This is a genomic window from Herbaspirillum sp. Her2 (genome assembly GCF_057961375.1).
In genome coordinates this window covers 2,498,411-2,517,682 of record NZ_CM176331.1, presented here as the reverse complement: position 1 = coordinate 2,517,682, position 19,272 = coordinate 2,498,411, and the positions used below count along the sequence as shown (strand labels likewise).

Genomic DNA, 19,272 nt, shown 5'->3' with positions numbered 1-19,272 from the left:
GCAATGCGCCCGGATGGGTCGCGCGCACCGTGCGGCTTGCCACAATTTGACAAACTTTTGCCAATTTTAAATGAATATAATTCTCATTCGCAAATCAATCGCCATTGTCCGGGCCGTGCCGGTCCCGTTCGCCTTCCCATGCATCCGCGTCGATGCGGGCTGCCGTTGCCGCCTGCAGGGGCGGACTTGCGCCCGGACCCTGGCTCGTCATCACCACAGGGGAATTCATCATGCATCATCCGCACCATCACCTTCCTGCGCCTGGCGCGCTGTCCGTTTCGCGCATGGCGCAGGCGGTAGCGGCGGCGCTGGCCTTGTACGTCTCCGGTTGCGGCCTGGCCGTGGCGCAGGATGCCGGGGCTGGCCTGAAGGAAGTGGTGGTCACCGCCACCGGCTTCGAACAGGAGGTGGTGGACGCACCGGCCAGCATCACCGTCATCGGCCAGGAGGAATTGAAGAAGCGTCCTTTCCGCGATCTCACCGATGCCCTGCGTGATGTCGAGGGCGTCACCATCACCGGTACGGCCAGCGAGAAGGACATCTTCATTCGTGGCCTGCCCGGTGCCTACACGCTTATCCTGGTGGACGGCAAGCGCCAGAGCACGCGCGATGCGCGGACCAATGGCAATTCCGGCTTCGAGCAGTCCTACATTCCGCCGCTGGAGGCCATCGAGCGCATCGAGGTAGTACGCGGACCGATGTCTTCACTGTATGGCTCCGATGCTATGGGCGGCGTCATCAACATCATCACCAAGAAAGTGGCGCGGCAATGGGGCGGCTCGCTGAGCGTAGACACCACGCTGCAGCAGCATGGCGACTCGGGCGACGCCTACCAGGGCCAGTTCTACGTCAATGGCCCGATCGCCAGTGATGTCCTGGGTCTGCAACTGTGGGGCAAGGTCTACAAGCGCCAGGAAGACCGCATTCTCAACGGCAATACCAAGGCGCTCGATACCGATTTCACCGCGCGCCTGGCACTCACGCCCAACAAGAATCACGACATCCTGGCCGAGATCGGCACATCCCAGGTGCGCCGCGACGCCTCCAGCGATCACACGCTGGCCGCGACCCGTACCACCGCCGACAGCTATACCGAAAACCCGCGCGACCACATGGCACTGTCGCATACGGGCCGCTACGGCTGGGCCACCTCGGATGTCTCGATCGCCTACGAGAAGGCGCAACGCAAAACTTATACCGAGAGTCCCGTCGGCAGCGATCGCTACACCCAGGCCACGCGCGCGCCAAAGATCGAGAATCTGGTGCTGGACGGCAAGCTGTCCGTGCCGCTGGGCGCGCACTGGATGGTGCTGGGCGGGCAGTGGAACGAGGCCACGCTCACCGACGTCAATCCCGGCGTGAGCAGTACCCGCGTGCAGGAATTCCGCATTGCCCAGAAGGCGCTGTTCGTGGAGGATGAGTGGAAACTCACCGAGCGCCTGGCCCTGACCGGCGGCTTGCGCCTGGACAACCACCAGGTCTACGGCAACCACTGGAGCCCGCGCCTCTACGCGGTGTGGCATGGCAGCGAGCAGCTCACCATCAAGGGCGGGGTCTCGCGCGGCTTCAAGGCACCGGACATTCGTACCATCGCGCCGGGCTACGCCTACACGACCGGCGGTGCCGGCTGCACCGTCGGTCCCACCGGCACCTGCGGCGTCATCATCGGCGACCCCAACCTCAAACCGGAAACCAGCACCAGCTGGGAGCTGGGCGCCCTGTGGGACAACCATGCCGGCCTCTCCGGCGGTGCCACGCTGTTCTACACCGACTTCAAGGACAAGGTCAGCAATGCCCTGGTCTACAACGCCGATGGCTCCATCGCCCGCTGGTCGGCCAACAACAATTACCGTCTCTGGTACAGCTACAACGTGGATCGCGCCACCATCAAGGGCCTGGAGCTGAGCGGTCGCTGGCAGGCCACGCGCAGCCTGGCTTTCAAGACAAATTACACCTTCACCGATTCGCGCCAGAAGGGCGGCAGCTACGATGGCTATGCGCTGGCCCGCACGCCGCGCCACATGTTCAACCTGCGCGCAGACTGGACCCCGGCCGACGCCTGGACGGTGTGGACCGCGCTGAACTACCACGGCAAGGAAGTCAACGCCGCCGCGCGCGTGGGCACGGCCGGGACCACCATCTCGTCCTCGGGCGTGAAGGAGTACCAAGCCTATACGCTGGCCGATCTGGGCGTGACGCATGCGATCAACCAGCGCACCTCGGTGAGCGCGGCCATCTACAACCTCACCGACAAGCGCCTGGACGAGCAGAGCTTCAACACCGTCGGCGACGGCCGCCGCCTGTGGGTCAGCCTGACCCAGCGCTTCTGATGGCGCCGCTGCTGCCGGGCCGCCGGCGTATCCTGGGGGCGGCGATGCTCGCCTGCCTGCCCATCCGGGCGACGGCCCAGCCGGATCTGTCGCGTCCGCTGGGCCCCACCATCGCTGACACGGGCTCGGCCTGGTATCGCTTCAGTCGCTTCACGCTGGGTTCCGTGGATGGTCAGCGCAGCTACCGCATCACCTTGGGCGTGCCGCTGCGTCCGCCACCGCGGCAGGGCTATCCGGCCATCGTGCTGCTCGATGGCAATGCGGCGCTGGCGGCCATCGACGAGCCGCAGTTGCAGGCCTTGCAGGAGGGCTCGCCACCGGTCATCGTGGCCGTGGGCTACGACACGGCGCTGCGCTTCGACGTGGCTGCCCGCGCGTATGACTACACGCCGCCCATCCCTGCCGGTCAGGTCGATGAGGAAACCTCGCGCGGACGACGGGGCGGTGGCGCGACGGTATTCCTGGATCTGCTGCAGGATCGCATCCTGCCCCAGGTGCGCCAGCAGGTGGCACTGGACGCCACGCAACTGAGCCTGTGGGGCCACTCCTATGGCGGCCTGTGCGTGCTGCACACCTTGTTCACCCGGCCCGGCCTGTTCAGCCGCTATATCGCGGCCAGTCCCTCGCTGTGGTGGCAGGGCGGGGTGATCCTGCAGGAAGAGCAGGGTTTTCCGGGAGCGCCCGGCGCCCGGCTGTGGCTGATGGCGGGGGAGGCAGAACGGCGCGAGCGCATGCCCGCAGAGGCGGACGATGCACGTACCCGCGCCATGCTGGCCGCGCGCGCAGCCATCCCGCCGCAGGCCTTGCCGGAACTGGCCGGCCGTCTGCGCGACCGGCACGGCCTGGCGGTGCAGTGGCAAAGTTTTCCGGGACTGGCCCATGGTCCCATGCTGCCGGCCTCGCTGGCACCGGCGCTGCGTATCGCGGCGGGGCTGGCTCCCTGATGGGATTTGTATCCTCATGTATCGCAAAGTAAAAGTCCGCCGGCCGGCTAGCGAGGCATGGATGAGTCCAGATATAATTGAGAATTATTATTATTTGGTGCGAGATCCGAGGGTCCTCGTCCTGCTCCTTCTTCCCGATTCTGCTGCCGTCTCATGAAGCCCGCTGCCGCCCATTCCCTGCCTGCCGTTGCCGACCAGAAACGCCGTGCCTTCTGGCTCAAGCATCTGCATCAATGGCACTGGATCAGTTCCGGCATCTGTCTGGTGGCCATGCTGGTGTTCGCCGCCACCGGTCTCACGCTCAATCACGCGGCGCAGATCGAGGCCAAGCCGCAGGTCACCCATCGCAAGGCCACGGTGCCCGAATCCCTGCTGGCCCCGCTGCGCCAACAGGCCGAAGCGGCCGATGCCAAAGGCAGCAGCAAGGCCGCGCTGCCGCCCGCCGTGCGCGACTGGGTCGGCCGAGAACTGGCGGTGACGGTGGACCAGCAGAGCGCCGAATGGTCGGCCGATGAAGTCTACGTGGCGCTGCCGCGGCCGGGCGGGGATGCCTGGCTGCGCGTGGCGCTGGAGGACGGCCAGGTCGAGTATGAGAAGACCGACCGTGGCTGGATTTCCTATTTCAATGACCTGCACAAGGGCCGCAATACGGGCGCGGCCTGGAGCTGGTTCATCGATGTGTTTGCGGTGGCTTGCCTGGTGTTCTGCATCACCGGCCTGTTCCTGCTGCAGATGCATGCCGGCAAGCGCCCGGCTACCTGGCCGCTGGTGGCGCTGGGGCTGGTAGCGCCCTTGCTGCTGGCGCTGGTCTTCATTCACTGAATTCGTCGTTTCCCTTAGCCAGACAGGCCCTTGCGGCTTGCAGCCAGTCATCCTGTTTTCTTAGCGAGGTCCCATGAAGCGTAGCAAGTCCGCCCTGTTGAAACCGACCGCCCTGGCCCTGGCCATGGCGGCGCTGTTTGCCGCTGCCGCCCCGGCCGGCGCAGCGGAGATGAACGTCAAGATTGAAATCCCGACCCTGAACGTGGCCGAATATCACCGGCCCTATCTTGCCGCCTGGATCGAACGCGCCGACCAGAGCGTGGCCGCCAACCTGGCGGTTTGGTACGACGTGAAGAAAAAGGACAAGGAAGGCGAGAAGTGGTTGAAGGACATGCGCCAATGGTGGCGTCGCAGCGGGCGTGAGCAGCAGATGCCCATCGATGGCGTCAGCGGTGCGACCCGTGCACCGGGTGAACAGAAACTCAATTTCGGCTCCGGCAAGGGACCGATCGCCAATCTCGCTCCCGGCGACTATGTGCTGATGGTGGAAGCCGCGCGTGAAGTCGGCGGCCGCGAGCTGGTCAAGGTGCCGTTCCAGTGGCCGCCCAAGGCCGCCCAGAGCGCCAAGGCCCAAGGCAGCAGCGAGCTGGGTGCCGTGGCCCTGGAACTGAAGCCCTGATGGCTTGCCATCTCTGACTCCCCAACAAGATCAACCAGAACAAGGAACCTGCCATGTCGTTTTCCCTCAAGCATTTCGCCGGCCGCTCCATGAAGATCGCCGCCCTGGCCCTGGCCATCAGCCTGCCGCTGTCGGCCCAGGCACACCGCCAGTGGCTGCTGCCCTCGGCCACCGTCCTGTCGGGCAATGAAGCCTGGGTCACGGTGGACGCCGCCGTTTCCAATGACCTGTTCTACTTCGAACACTTCCCGCTGCGCCTGGACGGCCTGGTCGTGACCGGCCCCGAAGGCAAGCCGGTGCAAGCCGTCAACGCCGCCACCGGCAAGTACCGCAGCACCTTCGACGTGCAGCTGAGCCAGCCCGGCACCTACAAGATTGCCGTGGTCAACAATGGCGTCTTCGCCAGCTACAAGGTGGATGGACAGCAGAAGCGCTGGCGCGGCACCGCCGAGACCCTGGCCAAGGAAATCCCGGCCAATGCCACCGATCTGAAGGTGACCCAGATGAACAGCCGCGTGGAAACCTTCGTCACCGCCGGCAAGCCGAGCAAGGGCGCGCTGGCCCCGACCGGCGTGGGCCTGGAGCTGCAACCGGTGACCCATCCCACCGACCTGGTGGCGGGCGACACCGCGACTTTCCAGCTGCTGCTCGATGGCAAGCCGGCGTCGGATGTGGAAGTGGAACTGGTACCCGGCGGCATCCGCTATCGCGACAAGCTGCTGGACAGCAAGCTCAAGACCGATGCCGACGGCAAGTTCAGCGTGAAGTGGACCGGCCCGGGCATGTACTGGATGGAAGCCAGCGTCTCCGACCAGAAGACCTCGCTGCCGCAGGCCACGCAACGTCGTGCCACCTACATCGCCACCATCGAAGTGCTGCCCTGATCGCGTGATCGCTTGATCGCCTTTGATGGCATTTGATTGACCCCGATGGCACCTGCATTGCAGGTGCCGTTTTCATTGCTGAAGATGACGATGTCCCACCGCGTCCTGATCCCCGTCGACCTGCAAGCCCCGTCCCTCCTGCCGCCTGATGTGGCGCTCCAGCGCCTGTCCGGGCAGACCATGGGCACCACCTGGAGCGTGCAGGCGCTGGCCTCGCGCAGCGTCACGCAGGAGACGATCGCAACGGCCATCGCGGCCCGGCTGCAGCGGGTTATCGACGAGATGAGCACCTGGCAAGCCGATTCCCTCATCAGCCGTTTCAACCGCGCCCCTGCGGGTAGCTGGCATGCCTTGCCGGAGGACTTCTTCACCGTGCTCGATGCCGCGCTCACCATGGCCGTGGACAGCGCCGGGGCCTTCGATCCCACGGTCGGTCCGCTGGTGGACTTGTGGGGATTCGGCGCGGGCAGCGTGCAGCGCGACGCATTGCGCCTGCCAGACCCGACTTTGCTTGAATCGACCCGCCAGCGTTGCGGCTGGCAGCGTCTCGTGTTCGACCGTGCGCAGCGCAAGGTACAGCAGGCGGGCGGCGTGCATCTGGATTTTTCCGGGATCGCCAAGGGATATGCGGTGGACCTGGTCGCGCAGGCACTGCGCGATTGCGGCTGCGTGAGCTGGCTGGCCGAGGTCGGCGGCGAACTGGTCGGGGAGGGCGTCAAGGCCGATGGCCAGCCCTGGTGGGTGGCGCTGGAACGCCCCCCTGCGGATGACAGTCCCGGCATGGTGGTGGCCTTGCACGGCCTGGCCATCGCCACCTCGGGCGACTATCGCCGCTATGTCGATCACGACGGCCTGCGCTACGCCCACACCATCGATCCCCGTACCGGTACACCTGTGCGCAGTGCACTGGCGTCTGTCACGGTACTGCACCGGCAATGCATGGTGGCCGATGCCCTGGCGACCGTGTTGACTGTACTGGGCGAGGAAGCCGGACTGTCCTTCGCCCGCGAACGCGGGATTGCCGCGCTCTTCATCAGCCGCGAAGCCGATGGCTTCCGTGAGAGCCTCACCCCGGCCCTGGCCGCCATGTTGCAGTGAGCGACGCCATGCAGACCCGATACCTGATGGCCGCGCTGGTGGCGCTGACTTACCTGGTGTTCTGCGTGATGACCTTCCTCCGGCATCGTCGCGCGCAGCAGTTGCAGCTGGCCCAGTGGGGAACTGTACAGGCCACTGGCCCGCAAACCGTACTGGTCGTCTTTGCCAGCCAGACCGGTACAGCCGAGCAACTGGCCTGGCAGACCGCGCAAAGTTTGCGCTCAGGTGGCCTGGTGGTGCGCGTGCTTCCTGCCGGACAGTTGACCGATGCCGACTTGCTGGCCACGCGCCTGGCCCTGTTCGTGGCCAGCACCACCGGTGAAGGCGATGCCCCCGATGACGCATCCGCACTGGCCCGCCAACTGGGCCGCAGCGACAGTGCCGCATTGCCGGACCTGCGTTTCGGCGTGCTGGCCCTGGGCGACCGCAGCTATCAGCAATACTGCGCCTTCGGCCACGCGCTGCACGCCTGGCTGTGCCGCCGCCATGCGCAGCCGCTGTTCGATGCCATCGAGGTGGATAACGGGGATGAGGGCGCGCTGCGGCATTGGCAGCATCAACTGGGTGTCCTGAGTGGCCATAGCGATGAAGCCGACTGGAGCGCACCGGCTTATGGCCGCTGGCGTCTGGCTGGGCGGCACGTGCTCAATCCGGGCAGCGCGGGGGAGCCGGTGTTTCACCTGAGCCTCACGCCGCTGGATCTGCCATCCCCGCCATGGCAGGCCGGGGATATCGCCGAGATCGGCCCGCACAACAGCGGGGCGGCTGTTGATGCCTTCCTGCAAGCGATTGGCCGCCAGGACGATTCCCTGCGCGCAGCGCTGGCTACACGCCTGCTGCCGCATGAGGCCGACCAGCTCGCCGCATTGCGCAGCTTGCCCGATGAGGAATTGCTGGCCGCTTTGCCAGCGCTGCCGCATCGCGCTTATTCGATTGCTTCACTGCCCGCCGATGGCGCTCTCGAACTGATGGTGCGCCTGATGCGCCTGCCCGATGGCCGCGCCGGTCTGGGTTCCGGCTGGCTGGGGCTGCATGCGCAGCCGGGGCAGGAGATCGCCCTGCGCGTACGCAGCAACCGCAGTTTCCATGGCCCCGGCGATGATCGCCCGCTGATCCTGATCGGCAACGGCACCGGGCTGGCCGGCCTGCGGGCGCATCTGCGCGCGCGCGTGGCGGCGGGGCAGCGGCGCAACTGGCTGTTGTTCGGCGAGCGCTCGCGTCAGCACGATTTCTTCCATCAGCAGGAGCTGCAGGAGTGGCAGACCCAGGGCTGGCTGCAACGGCTGGACCTGGCCTTCTCGCGTGACCAGCCCGATCGTATCTATGTCCAGCACAAGCTGCGCGCAGCCGCCGATGTCCTGCGGCAATGGGTGGAGGAGGGTGCCAGCCTCTACGTCTGCGGCAGCCTGCAGGGCATGGCAGGGGGCGTGGCACTGGCCCTGCAGGAGATTCTGGGTGAGGACGCCCTGCAGGCGCTGGCGGAACAGGGGCGTTACCGGCGCGACGTGTATTGAAGCAGTGAGCGAAGTTTGTGTTGGAGGCCCCTGCTGCGCGGCCGGCAGGAGGCTTCACTTGGCCGTTGATTGGCGTGAATTTGCTTTTTCTCCCCGTTGCGCGAGAGAATGTCACGTCAAATCAATGAGATAAGAACAACATGAACAACATGAGCATATTCACCAGTCTGCTGCTGATCCTGCTCCTGGTCGTGGTCAGCGCCTTTCTTTCCTGCGCCGAGATCTCCATTGCCGCCTCGCGCAAGATCCGTCTTGAGATGATGTCCAAGGAGGGCGTGCACAACGCCGACCGGGTCCTCTCGCTGCAAGCCCAGCCGGGCAATTTCTTCACGGTGGTGCAGATCGGCCTGAACGCCGTGGCCATCCTCGGCGGTGTGGTCGGCGAGCCGGCGCTCACGCCGCACATGCGCGAGATCGTCAGCACCTTCTACGTCGGCCCGCTGCTGGAGAACATCAGCTTTGCGATGTCCTTCCTGGTGGTGACGGCTTTCTTCATCCTCTTTGCCGACCTCATGCCCAAGCGCCTGGCCATGGCCGCACCCGAGCGCGCCGCGGTGGCGCTGGTGCAGCCCATGCTGCTGCTGGAAACGCTCTTCAGGCCGCTGGTATGGTTCTTCAACAGTCTGTCGAAGTGGATCTTCACGCTGTTCGGTTTGCCGCAGGTGCGCCAGGACGTCATCACGCCCAGCGAGATTCACGCCATGGTCGATGCGGGCGCGCAGGCTGGTGTGCTGCTGACGCAAGAGCATCACCTGATCGAGAACGTGTTCGAGCTGGAAAGCCGCTACGTTCCCTCGGCCATGACGCCGCGCGACAGCATCGTCTACTTCCTGCTGACCGACAGCGAAGACATGATCCGCCAGAAGATCATCGATCACCCGCATTCGCGCTTCCTGGTCTGCGATGGGCATATCGATGCGGTGCTGGGCTACATCGACAGCAAGGATGTGCTCAAGCGCTTGCTCAAGGGTGAACAGTTCTCCCTGGCCGACAAGGGTCTGGTGCATACGCCGCTGTCCATCCCGGACTCCCTGAACCTGTGGGAAGTGCTGGAACGCATGAAGGCCATGGATGAAGACCTGGCCATCGTGGTGAACGAATATGCACTGGTGGTCGGCATCATCAGCATCACTGACGTGACGGGCGTGCTCATGGGCAATCTGCTGGCCATCACCGAGGAAGAGCAGCAGATCGTGCGCCGTGACGAGAACTCCTGGCTCATGGATGGCCTGACGCCCTTGAACGATGTCATGAACGAACTGGACATCGACGAGTATCCCAACCCGGTCGGCTATGAGACCTTGTCGGGCTTCATCATGTACATGCTGCGCAAGATTCCGAAGAAGACCGATTTCGTGCTCTTCTCCGATTTCAAGTTCGAGGTGGTGGATATCGAAGGCAATCGCATCAACCAGTTGCTGGTGACCCGCTTCAAGCAGGACAAGGGAGAAAAATCGGACAAGGCAGATAAAACGGACAAATCGGACAAATCCGATAAGACAAGTCAGTCCGGCAAAACGGAATAGCAGTCCGGCACAACTTGATCTCGTTTTTTCAGACTTTTCCTATGCCCATGAACGCCGTAAACCGGGATACTCCCGTCCAGTCGCTTGCTTGAAAGACTGGTACTCGGGGAAAGCAGGCGGCTGCAGTACCCGTAGCAAACGTAGCAACCTGTAGCAAAACGTAGCAGAGGTAGTCGTGGGCTGGCCCGCATTCGCAAGGATGCGGGCCTTTTTCATGGGGCAGGGCGTCAGCAGGCTTTCCGGCATTGCAGTACAGTCAGGACTGTCTGAATATGAATGAAGTGGAATCCGCAAGTGGCAAAAGACGTCAAGAGCCCCTGTGTCTCGCTGTGCAAGCTCAAGCACGAAGTCTGTACCGGCTGCGGCCGCACCCGGGATGAAATCAAGGACTGGAAATCGATGAAGCGCAAGGAGCAGCTCCACACCGTGGAGCTGGCCGCCAAGCGCATGAAGGCATTGAAAAAGAAGTAGGGCGGCCGGGAAGGGCCGCCGGCAGGGTTCAGGCGCGTGCGCCGTGGTTGCGTTCGGAGATCTGGGCGTTGAGCGTCCAGAAGTCGTACAGCACGCCCAGCAGGAAGAAGCCGCCGGTGAAGAAATAGACGATGCCGCTGATCCACTTGCCGATGTACAGGCGGTGCGCGCCGAAGATGCCCAAGAAAGTCAGCAGCAGCCAGGCCACCGAATAGTTGATCTCGCCGGCCACGAAACGGCGGTCGGCTTCGCGATCCATCGAGGGGATCAGGAACAGGTCGACGATCCAGCCAATGCCAAACAGGCCCAGCGTGAAGAACCAGATCGTGCCGGTGACGGGTTTGCCGTAGTAGAAGCGGTGCGCGCCGAGAAATCCGAAGATCCAGAGCAGATAGCCCAGGGTTTTGCTGTGGGTGTTGTTGATGTTGTTGTTCATCCAGGCTCCAAATGAGGGTGGGGCAGGTTATAGCGTGATATGAAGATTGTTTCGCACGATGCGCCGTGCTGCATTGTGACATGGGCTCATCCTGAAAGTGCCCTTTGCGCAGAGTGAAGCGGTGTGTCCGATGGCGGCCGACTGTCTGCCAAAGTCTTCACATCGTTGCGGCGATCCGACGGCTTGCCCGCAAGAAAAGGCCAGCTGGGTTAAACTATGACCCTTCAGGAGGCCGTGCAACGAAGAGCCTCCCTGGAATTCCGCCACTGTCACCCGCTCTGTTGCCCCGTTGCCTACCGTGCGACCCTCGCTGCTCATTCCGCTCATTGTCGGCTGTGCGCTGTTCATGGAAAACATGGACGCCACCGTGCTGGCCACCTCGCTCCCCGCGCTCGCGCGCGATCTCCATCAAGACCCGATCACCCTGAAACTGGCCATGACCGCCTATGTCGCGGCGCTGGGCGTGTTCATCCCGATCTCCGGCTGGATGGCCGACAAGCTGGGCGCGCGCAAGGTGTTCAGCTGGGCCATGATCGTCTTCATGACCGGCTCCATCCTGTGCGCCGTCTCCGGCTCGCTGGTGACCTTCGTGGCGGCGCGCTTCCTGCAGGGCATCGGCGGGGCCATGATGGTGCCGGTGGGGCGGGTCATCATCGCGCGTTCGGTCGACAAGTCCGAACTGGTCAAGGCGGTCAGCTATCTCACCTTGCCGGCGCTCCTGGGACCGGTGGTCGGGCCGCTGCTGGGCGGCTTTCTCACGACCTACTTCCACTGGCGCTGGGTGTTCCTGATCAATATCCCGTTCTGTTTCCTGGGCCTGTATCTGGCCAAGCGCTTCATCCAGAACTTCAAGGAAGACAATCCGGCCCCGCTGGATGTGAAAGGTTTTGTACTCACCTCGGTGGGCGCGGCCATGATCATGCTGGGCCTGTCGCTGTTCGGCAGCCAGCTGGTCGACGGCGCTACGCCGGTGGCCATGTGCTCCATCGGCGCCATTGCGCTGGTGATGTATTACCGTCATTCCACCCAGATCCCGTATCCGCTGCTGGACTTCCGCCTGCTGCGCATCCCCACGCTGCATGCCAGCGTGGTGGGCGGCTCGCTGTTCCGCATCGGTTTGGGGGCGGTGCCGTTCCTGCTGCCGCTGGCCTTGCAGGAAGGGCTGGGCATGACCGCCTTCCAGGCCGGCAGCATCACCTGTGCCTCGGCCTTCGGTTCGCTCTTCATCCGTCTGCTGGCCAGCCGGGTGCTGCGCCGCTATGGCTTCCGCACCGTGCTGATGGTCAATGCCGTGTTCGCCGGCATCGCGCTGGCGGCTTACGGCATCTTCAGCATGCATACGCCTTATCTGCTCATTGTCACCATCGTGCTGATGGGCGGGGTGTTCCCGGCGCTGCAGTTCACCTGCCTCAATTCGATCGCCTATGCCGACATCGACAGCCGCGACGCCGGCCGCGTCACCAGCCTGGCCAGCGTGATCCAGCAGCTGTCGCTGGGCCTGGGCGTGACGGTGGCGGGCATCGTGCTGCAATTGTCGAATCATCTGCAGGGGCATGCGAGCATCGTCGAGGCCGATTTCTGGCCGGCCTTCCTGGTCATCGGCCTGTTCTCGGTGGCCTCGGTGCCGATCAGCGGCAAGCTGCCGCACAATGCCGGACTGGAGCTCTCGCGCGGCAAGTGAGCTGGTGCCGTCATGCCGGGCTGCTATCATCCCGGCATCCTGAACTCTGGAGTCGCGCATGTCCTTTTCCCGTTTCCCCGTTTCCGCACTGCGCCGCACGCTGGCGGCGAGTCTCTTGCTGGCCAGCTGCGGTGCCCTGGCCTTTTCGCTGTCCGACCTGAGCAACCAGGACGCCACCGCCGGCCTGAAAGCCGCGCTGGAGAAGGGCGCCAATACCGCCGTGGCCAACCTGGGCCGGCCCAACGGCTTCCTCGGCAATGACAAGGTCAAGATCCAGCTGCCCGGTGCGCTGGAGCAGGCCATGCCGCTGCTGCGCATGACCGGCATGGGCGGCCAGGTCGATGGCCTGGTGGCCGACATGAACCACGCCGCCGAGGCCGCCGTGCCGATGGCCAAGCCGCTGCTGGTCAATGCCGTCAAGTCGATGTCGGTGAGCGATGCCAAGAACATCCTGGCTGGTGGCGATACCTCCGTGACCGATTTCTTCCGCCAGAAAACCTCGGGCGAACTGGCCGTGAAGTTCCTGCCCATCGTCAAGCAGATCACCGACAAGAACGGCCTGTCCGGCCGCTACAACGCCGTCATGGGCCAGGTCGCCAAATCCGGGCTGGTGAGCGCCGAGCAGAGCACCGTGGAAGGCTATGTCACCCAGCGTGCGCTGGATGGCTTGTTCCTGATGATCGGCGAGGAAGAAAAAGCCATCCGCAAGGATCCGGTCGGGACCGGCAGCGCCATTCTGGGCAAGGTGTTCGGCGCCATGCGCTGACAGCGGAGCACCGACGCGGCGACCTCCTGCCGCGCTTCTGAAAAAATTTTCGCCGGCCTCGCAGAGAGGTCCGGCGATTTTTTTTTGCCCCATGTTGCTCATTAGTCAAGCTCGGCGGGAGCCGCATGGGGTAAGGGATAGCGCCGCGCTAGCGGTTTTCAGGATGACCACTTTTAGCGGCATATTGACCGCCGTTGGGAACTTTTAAAAGTGCTTCAGATCTGTAAGTTATCGATTCACATTGCTACATTGCTGGACAGCATTAAGCGATTGCTTTAAACTATCGTTCTTTCGCGGCATCTTGCTCGCGAAATCACTTGTTCAACAACGACTCTTAGCAGTGTCCGATCCGCAGTGTGCGGGTTGTCCGAATTTCCGGCTGGCAGCGCGAACGCCCTCCCGTTCTCCACGGTGAACCGTTCCCATCCCTGTCCGGTGTGCACTATGCCGAGGCTGGCTTCATCGCTTCGGTTTCATCGCTGCCCTTGCAGCTTTCGGTTCGCATCCAAACGATACGCCCAACGGGCAAGCGAACCCTATACAACTTGATCCCAGAAACCCGTCGTCGCGGCGTCATGTCGTGTCGGCTATACCAACAGGGGGTAACATGACACGTGTTCGTCACGTCTTCGCCGGCGCGTTCGGTTTTGCGCTGGTTATTGCAGGCCTGGTCTGGTGGATCGGCCCGGACGTCATCCAGAAGTATCGCGGTGACCTGGTCTACTACACCGGCAAGCACCTGGAACTGGTCTTCAGTTCGATGGTGCTGGCCCTGGCCACCGGCATTCCGGCCGGTATCGCGCTATCCCGCCCGGGCGCGCAACGCAGTGCAGAGAAGTTCATCCAGATCTTCAACATCGGCAACACCATCCCCTCCATCGCCGTGCTGGCGCTGGCATTGGCTGCCTTCGGCATCGGCAATGGCCCGACCATCCTTGCCCTGTGGCTGGCTTCGTTGCTGCCCATCGTGCGCAACACCTACGAGGGGTTGAAGAACGTGCCGGCCGCCATGAAGGAAGCCGCTCGCGGCATCGGCATGAAGCCGCACCAGATCCTGTTCCGCGTGGAGTTGCCCAATGCGCTGCCGATCATTGTCGGTGGCGTACGTACTTCGCTGGCGATCAATGTTGGTACCGCACCGCTGTCGATGCTGATCGGCGGCGAGAGTCTCGGCGGCCTGATCTTCCCCGGCATCTATCTGAACAATCACGGCCAGCTGCTGCTGGGCGCTGCCGCCACCGCCTTGCTGGCGCTGGTGCTGGATGCCCTGGTGACCTCGCTGTCGGGTTTCTACCTGGCGCGTCGCGGGCTGCGCACCTGATCCGGCAGCTCATTCCCATCACAAGAACGACCGCACGCCAGCCCTTTCCGGCACAGCGGTAGAGAGGAAAGCATGACAAAGAAGACCATCGCAAAATATGCCCTGTGCGCCCTGGCGCTTGGCCTGGCCATGTTCGGCACGGCCCGCGCTCAGGCCCAGAACCTGGTCATCGGCGGCAAGAACTTCACCGAGCAGCTGCTGCTCTCGGACATGACCGCGCAATACCTGCGCGCCAAGGGTTACGACACCGACCTGAAGAACGGCCTCGGCACCACCCTGATGCGCTCGGCGCTGGAGAGCGGCCAGATCGACATCGTCTGGGATTACACCGGTACCGCCCTGATCGTCTACAACCACATCGAGGACAAGCTCGATCCCGACCAGATCTACCAGAAGGTCAAGGAACTGGACGCCCCGCGCGGCCTGACCTGGCTCAACCAGTCGGAGCTGAACAACACCTACGCTTTCGCCATGCCGCGTGACGTGGCCGAGAAGTACCACATCCACTCGCTGCAGGATCTCGCCAACCGCATCAACGAAGACGACAAGGAAGGCAACAAGCAGCATCTGCTGGGCGTGGACTATGAATTCGCTTCCCGTCCCGACGGCCTGGGCCCGATGCAGGCGCTGTATGGCTTCAAGCTGGATCGCAGCGAAGTCAAGCAGATGGACCCGGGTCTGGTCTACACGGCCCTGAAGAACGAACAATTGTTCGTCGGCCTGACCTACGCCTCGGATGGCCGCATCAAGGGTTTCGACCTGCAGCTGCTGGAGGATGACAAGGGATACTTTGCCGCCTACAAGGCCACCCCGGTGGTGCGCCAGGAGATCCTGGACAAGAACCCCAAGCTGGCCGAGCAACTGAACGCCCTGGCCGCCAAGATCGACACGGCCACCATGACCGAGCTGAACAAGCGCGTCGACATCGACCAGGAACCGGTGGCCAAGGTGGCGGCCGATTTCCTGAAGCAAGCCGGCCTGATCTGAGGAGGGGACCATGAACATCTTCCAATACCTGCAATCGGACTGGCGCAACATCCTCGACCTGACCCTGCAGCACCTTGAACTGGTGGGCATTGCGGTGAGCCTGGCCATTGCCATCGGCGTACCGCTGGGCATCCTGATGGTGCGGGTGCGTTGGCTGGCCGGTCCTTTGATGGGCCTGGCGACCATCGTGCTGACGCTGCCTTCCATCGCACTGTTCGGCCTGATGATTCCGGTGTTCTCGCAATTTGGTGCCGGCATCGGCCCCTTGCCCGCCATCACCGCCGTGTTCCTGTATTCGCTGCTGCCGATCATGCGCAACACTTATCTGGCGCTGGAGAACATTGAAGCCGGCATCAAGGAAGCCGGCATCGGCATCGGCATGACCTTCTGGCAGCGCCTGCGCATGGTGGACCTGCCGCTGGCCGTGCCTGTCATCTTGGGCGGCGTGCGTACCGCCGTCGTGATGAACATCGGCGTCATGGCCATTGCGGCCGTGATTGGTGCTGGTGGGCTGGGCGTGCTGATCCTGCATGCGATCAGCCAGAGCAACATGCAAAAACTCGTGGTGGGCGCGGTGATGATCAGCGTGCTGGCCATCATTGCAGATACCCTGCTGCAACGTCTGCAGAAAATCCTGACACCGAAAGGAGTACAAAAATGATCGAACTGGACCAACTGAGCAAGACCTACACTCAAAAGGATGGCACGCAGGTCAAGGCGGTGGACGCCGTCAGCCTGAAGGTGGCTGAAGGGGAGATCTGCGTCTTCCTCGGGCCCTCGGGATGTGGCAAGACCACCACCCTCAAGATGATCAATCGCCTGATCAACCCGACCTCCGGCCGCGTACTGCTGAACGGCCAGGACACCTCCGGCATCGATGAAGTGGAACTGCGCCGCCACATCGGCTACGTGATCCAGCAGATCGGTCTGTTCCCCAACATGACCATCGAAGAAAACATCACCATCGTCCCGCGTCTCCTGGGCTGGGACAAGAAGCGCTGCCAGGAGCGTGCCACCGAACTGATGGCCATGGTGGCACTGGACCCGAAGAAATTCCTCAAGCGCTACCCGCGTGAGCTGTCTGGTGGCCAGCAGCAGCGTATCGGCGTCATCCGCGCACTGGCGGCCGATGCGCCGGTGCTGCTGATGGATGAACCGTTTGGCGCGGTCGATCCGATCAATCGCGAATCGATCCAGAATGAGTTCTTCCAGATGCAGCGCCAGCTGAACAAGACCGTCATCATGGTCAGCCACGACATCGACGAAGCCATCAAGCTGGGCGACAAGGTGGCCGTGTTCCGCGCTGGCAAGCTGGTGCAGTTCGACAATCCGGACACTTTGCTGGCCCGTCCCAAGGATGATTTCGTGAGCGCCTTCGTGGGTCAGGATCACACCCTGAAGCGCCTGCTGCTGGTGCGTGCCGGCGAGGCCGCGACCACCCCGGCCACCGCCCACCCGGACGTATCGTGCGACCAGGCACTGGCGCTGATGGATGACCAGGATTCGCGCTATCTCACCATCATCGATGCCGACAACCGCGCCCTAGGTTATCTGACCCGCCGTGATGTGCGCGGCAACACCGGTGTGGCCGAGGACATGGTGCGTCCCTTCACCATGAATGCCGATCCGGACGAGAACTTGCGCGTGGTGCTCTCCAAGATGTACAAGCACAGCACCAGCTGGATGCCGGTCATTGCCAACGATGGCAGCTACGTGGGCGAAGTGACGCAGGATTCCATCGCCAGCTACCTGAGCTCCGGCAAGTCGCGCGGGATGGCGATGGCGGCTTGATGGCCTGATTGATGTGATTGCCGATGTGAAGCAAATGGCAAAAACGCAAGGCAGGACAGCAGGACAGCAAGACAGTAGTAAAGCAGAAGGGCAATGCGCAGGCATTGCCCTTTTTTATCGTGCCTGCTGCAGATCGTCGAGGAAGGCTTGCCGGCGCTCATTCTCGCTCAAGATGTGCGACTCCGACAATGCAGTCTGGCCTGCGGGATGTGGGCCGATGCGAAATGATTTACGCGGTTCGTCCTGACGACTCCATGCTGGAGGTCAGCGAGGCCCCGCAGGAGGTCTTGTGGCCCTCGAAGGCGACGGCCTTGCCGTCGATCAGCACGTTGGGATCGCCTTCCACGATGACGCAATCGTGATGGCCGGAGATCGGGCAGCTGCATTGATCGCCGACGCAGGCGACGGCGCGTCCCATGACGATGGATTTGTCTTGTCCGGTGACGACCTTGCCGCCGTGGCTGGTGGAATCGCCGAGACGAATGATGCCGCGCATGTCAGTGGTCCTTGTGGGGTGATGTCATTCAAAGGGGCTCCGGCCACCGTGCGTCTTGGCCCACGTAGCCTTGGTGGTTTCATCCGGCGGGCTGACCATGATGATGCTGGCCATGCCGTTCGGGCGGCGGTTTACCGTCGCACTGGCACCGCCCTGGTGATAGCTGGCGATCAGGCCGAGACCGATCTGCACCATGGGTGAACTGGTACCGGTGTTGCCGATGCGTGCGCCGATGTCGTAGCCTTCCTTGACCTCGTCTGGATGCGGAGCGGAGGGACCCATTTGCATCAGGGCCTGGTTCAGCGGGATGACCCATTGCTTGTTGCCGGTGGTGTCGTAGAAGACGCGTTTGGGTTCTGTGGCTTCAGGCAGTCCGCCGATGGCCGCTTCCCAGCCGGCTTTCAGGGCGGCTGCTTGCAGGGCGGTTTTCAGCGGTTGGCCTTTGTCGTCGGTGAGTTTTACGTCGACTGGGCGATGGAGATAGCCGAGCAGGGGGGCGCTGTCGTATTGCTTCAGCTGCCAATCAGTCCATCGCACGGGGATATACGGTGTTGGCTTGAAATCGCCCGGGCCTTGGTTGCTGATGGTTTTCCAAAGCTCAGGGAGTTGGGCTTGCCACCAGGTTGAGGACATCATGACGCCCGGAGATGGTGTACCTACTCCTGCCGCTTTTTCCTGCTGGTCGTAGAGGGTGTTGAAACTATCCGGGCTGCGGTCATCATTTTTCTTCCAAAAGAAATTCCACAGTTTGACGATGTCGTATTCGGTGTCGTTCTTGTTGATGTTTGATCGCTGCTGCACGGCGAATGGCCTGATCAATTTATCGACCCTGTCAGACCGGGTCACAAGGAAGGCTGCGACACTGTCTGGCATGGCGGGAATGACATGGCCTACTTTCGGGGTATCTACGTTGCCCGGTGTTTGCATCAGGGAGCGCATCATTGAGCCATCCGTACTAAATATGAGCGCTGCCGGCACGTCGGGGTGAGTATCGAAGAAGGCGAACAGCTTTTCAATCATGGCTGCACCGTCATAGGTGTTGGCATCCTCCTGCCATAACAGTAGCGTTACACCTAGGCCTGCTTGCTGACGTAGACCAGCGAGGTCTCCGGCAGGGCGAGATGTTTGCTTTGATTTTGGGGGGTACCAGATAATCACGGGAAGAGGCCACTGATCCACTGCATGGCGCGCGCCTCGACCAAACGAGACACTCGTTACTGTGCCAAACATCGATAAGCGTTCATCGGCACTATTTGTGTAATCTTCTGGATTTTGAGATCGATAGCTCTGGTGGTTGTCTACCTTCTTTTCAATGGCTCGCCATATCTCTTCGTCAGTGTTTTCGCCGACAACGACACCCATGCCACGCACTTCCAGCACAAACTTCTGCCCAGTCTGCGCTAGCATGATTTGGGTGCTGGAATGATGTGTCTGCGCCGCTGCTACAAGCTGCTGTTGAGGTATTTTCCCATCGGCTGCATTCGATGAACGATGCAGCCAGAGCCAACTTCCGGTGTAAGCGAGGACGGCAACGCCAAGCGCAGCTAATGCACTATTCCGAAAACTATTTGCCATATCCGCTGATG

The 19,272-nt window shown here is 62.6% G+C and carries 18 protein-coding genes; 15 read left to right on the top strand and 3 right to left on the bottom strand.

The window, feature by feature from the left end:
• The first annotated feature begins 230 nt into the window (after positions 1–230).
• The 9 genes from ACWHXP_RS11485 to ACWHXP_RS11445 all read left to right on the top strand — a co-directional run bounded on the left by ACWHXP_RS11485 (position 231) and on the right by ACWHXP_RS11445 (position 10,208).
• On the top strand, positions 231–2,330 hold the full coding sequence (locus ACWHXP_RS11485; protein ID WP_489633820.1) for a TonB-dependent receptor domain-containing protein: 2,100 nt from the start codon (positions 231–233) through the stop codon (positions 2,328–2,330).
• On the top strand, positions 2,330–3,274 hold the full coding sequence (locus ACWHXP_RS11480; RefSeq protein ID WP_489633821.1) for an alpha/beta hydrolase: 945 nt from the start codon (positions 2,330–2,332) through the stop codon (positions 3,272–3,274). The genes ACWHXP_RS11485 and ACWHXP_RS11480 overlap by 1 nt, the downstream gene beginning before the upstream one ends.
• A gap of 153 nt (positions 3,275–3,427) precedes the next feature.
• The gene (locus ACWHXP_RS11475; RefSeq protein ID WP_489633822.1) at positions 3,428–4,096 is read left to right on the top strand and encodes a PepSY-associated TM helix domain-containing protein; all 669 of its coding nucleotides are present in this window, start codon (positions 3,428–3,430) and stop codon (positions 4,094–4,096) included.
• A 73-nt stretch (positions 4,097–4,169) separates the two neighbouring features.
• Positions 4,170–4,715 carry a DUF2271 domain-containing protein gene (locus ACWHXP_RS11470; protein ID WP_343741092.1) on the top strand — a complete coding sequence of 182 codons (546 nt, stop codon included), beginning with the start codon at positions 4,170–4,172 and terminating at the stop codon, positions 4,713–4,715.
• 53 nt (positions 4,716–4,768) lie between these two features.
• Positions 4,769–5,599 carry a DUF4198 domain-containing protein gene (locus ACWHXP_RS11465; protein ID WP_489625190.1) on the top strand — a complete coding sequence of 277 codons (831 nt, stop codon included), beginning with the start codon at positions 4,769–4,771 and terminating at the stop codon, positions 5,597–5,599.
• A 90-nt stretch (positions 5,600–5,689) separates the two neighbouring features.
• Complete coding sequence (locus ACWHXP_RS11460) at positions 5,690–6,697, top strand: FAD:protein FMN transferase (protein WP_489633823.1); 1,008 nt, start codon at positions 5,690–5,692, stop codon at positions 6,695–6,697.
• An 8-nt stretch (positions 6,698–6,705) separates the two neighbouring features.
• Positions 6,706–8,211, top strand: a complete 1,506-nt coding sequence (locus tag ACWHXP_RS11455; protein ID WP_489633824.1) for a sulfite reductase subunit alpha — start codon at positions 6,706–6,708, stop codon at positions 8,209–8,211.
• A gap of 149 nt (positions 8,212–8,360) precedes the next feature.
• Positions 8,361–9,737, top strand: coding sequence for a polyamine export protein PaeA (gene paeA, locus ACWHXP_RS11450; RefSeq protein WP_134135052.1), 1,377 nt, complete (start codon positions 8,361–8,363; stop codon positions 9,735–9,737).
• A 294-nt stretch (positions 9,738–10,031) separates the two neighbouring features.
• The gene (locus ACWHXP_RS11445; protein WP_088754304.1) at positions 10,032–10,208 is read left to right on the top strand and encodes a DUF1289 domain-containing protein; all 177 of its coding nucleotides are present in this window, start codon (positions 10,032–10,034) and stop codon (positions 10,206–10,208) included.
• Between the two features lie 28 nt (positions 10,209–10,236).
• On the opposite strand, the gene ACWHXP_RS11440 is transcribed toward ACWHXP_RS11445, so the two are convergent.
• Positions 10,237–10,644, bottom strand: a complete 408-nt coding sequence (locus ACWHXP_RS11440; protein ID WP_039786796.1) for an NINE protein — start codon at positions 10,642–10,644, stop codon at positions 10,237–10,239.
• A gap of 346 nt (positions 10,645–10,990) precedes the next feature.
• Here ACWHXP_RS11440 and ACWHXP_RS11435 point away from each other — a divergent pair, with 346 nt between their 5' ends.
• The 6 genes from ACWHXP_RS11435 (at position 10,991) to ACWHXP_RS11410 (ending at position 17,190) form a co-directional block, all read left to right on the top strand.
• Positions 10,991–12,325, top strand: a complete 1,335-nt coding sequence (locus ACWHXP_RS11435; protein ID WP_051156462.1) for an MFS transporter — start codon at positions 10,991–10,993, stop codon at positions 12,323–12,325.
• A gap of 58 nt (positions 12,326–12,383) precedes the next feature.
• Positions 12,384–13,091, top strand: coding sequence for a DUF4197 domain-containing protein (locus ACWHXP_RS11430; RefSeq protein ID WP_121039070.1), 708 nt, complete (start codon positions 12,384–12,386; stop codon positions 13,089–13,091).
• Between the two features lie 607 nt (positions 13,092–13,698).
• On the top strand, positions 13,699–14,412 hold the full coding sequence (locus tag ACWHXP_RS11425; protein ID WP_039786791.1) for an ABC transporter permease: 714 nt from the start codon (positions 13,699–13,701) through the stop codon (positions 14,410–14,412).
• A 72-nt stretch (positions 14,413–14,484) separates the two neighbouring features.
• On the top strand, positions 14,485–15,399 hold the full coding sequence (locus ACWHXP_RS11420) for a glycine betaine ABC transporter substrate-binding protein (protein WP_039786789.1): 915 nt from the start codon (positions 14,485–14,487) through the stop codon (positions 15,397–15,399).
• A 10-nt stretch (positions 15,400–15,409) separates the two neighbouring features.
• The gene (locus ACWHXP_RS11415; RefSeq protein WP_489633825.1) at positions 15,410–16,060 is read left to right on the top strand and encodes an ABC transporter permease; all 651 of its coding nucleotides are present in this window, start codon (positions 15,410–15,412) and stop codon (positions 16,058–16,060) included.
• Positions 16,057–17,190 (top strand): ABC transporter ATP-binding protein, encoded by a 1,134-nt coding sequence (locus ACWHXP_RS11410; RefSeq protein ID WP_034329957.1) that lies wholly within the window; start codon positions 16,057–16,059, stop codon positions 17,188–17,190. The genes ACWHXP_RS11415 and ACWHXP_RS11410 overlap by 4 nt, the downstream gene beginning before the upstream one ends.
• A gap of 229 nt (positions 17,191–17,419) precedes the next feature.
• Here ACWHXP_RS11410 and ACWHXP_RS11405 read toward each other — a convergent pair whose 3' ends face one another.
• Positions 17,420–17,686, bottom strand: a complete 267-nt coding sequence (locus tag ACWHXP_RS11405) for a PAAR domain-containing protein (RefSeq protein ID WP_489633827.1) — start codon at positions 17,684–17,686, stop codon at positions 17,420–17,422.
• A 24-nt stretch (positions 17,687–17,710) separates the two neighbouring features.
• Complete coding sequence (locus tag ACWHXP_RS11400) at positions 17,711–19,261, bottom strand: type VI lipase adapter Tla3 domain-containing protein (protein ID WP_489633828.1); 1,551 nt, start codon at positions 19,259–19,261, stop codon at positions 17,711–17,713.
• Positions 19,262–19,272: the final 11 nt, after the last annotated feature.